Source organism: Candidatus Symbiopectobacterium sp. NZEC135 (assembly GCF_025962695.1).
Map to the genome: position 1 here is coordinate 1 of NZ_JAGFPF010001255.1, position 634 is coordinate 634.

Annotated in this window: 2 protein-coding genes; both read right to left on the reverse strand. The window is 53.5% G+C overall.

The genetic code is table 11. From position 1 onward, the window contains the following. Positions 1-396: sodium:solute symporter family transporter (locus J5224_RS33675; RefSeq protein WP_413544768.1), on the reverse strand; the 396-nt coding region annotated here is incomplete at its 3' end. Then, positions 396-634: DUF485 domain-containing protein (locus tag J5224_RS33680; RefSeq protein WP_264629221.1), on the reverse strand; the 239-nt coding region annotated here is incomplete at its 5' end. The genes J5224_RS33680 and J5224_RS33675, both read right to left, overlap by 1 nt.

Here is a 634-nt window from a genome sequence, read left to right on the forward strand (position 1 = left end):
ATAGCGCCCGAGATTACGCAACCGTTCTGCAATAAGAAACAGGATGATGGGCCAGCCCACCAGAAAGCCCAGCGAATAGATCAGTCCGTCGTAACCGGAGGTATACACCAGCGCCGAAATGCCGAGAAACGACGCGGCAGACATATAGTCACCCGCAATCGCCAATCCGTTCTGAAAACCCGTGATATTGCCGCCTGCCGTATAATAGTCGCTGCGCGAACGTGTGCGCTTCGAGGCCCAATAGGTGATGTAAAGCGTGCCGCCGACAAACAGCAGGAACATGACGATGGCCTGAATATTCAGCGGCTGGCGTTGAACGTCGCCGGTGAGGGCATCCGCGTAGGCCATGACAGGGAGCATCAGACCAACAAGCGGTAATAACAGACGCGTTTTCATTACTTAACCTCACTCAGCAGCTTTTTGGTCATACGGTCAAATTCTCCGTTGGCGCGATAGACATACACCCCTGTCGAGATAAACGAGATAACGATAAGGCCAATCCCGATGGGAATGCCGCGCGTAATCGTTGCGCCGGGAGAGATGGGGGTACCCAGCCAGGCGGGGGCGAAAGCAATCAGCAAAATAAAGCTGATGTATAACACCAGGATGATCAGAGAAAGCGAGACGGCAAAAA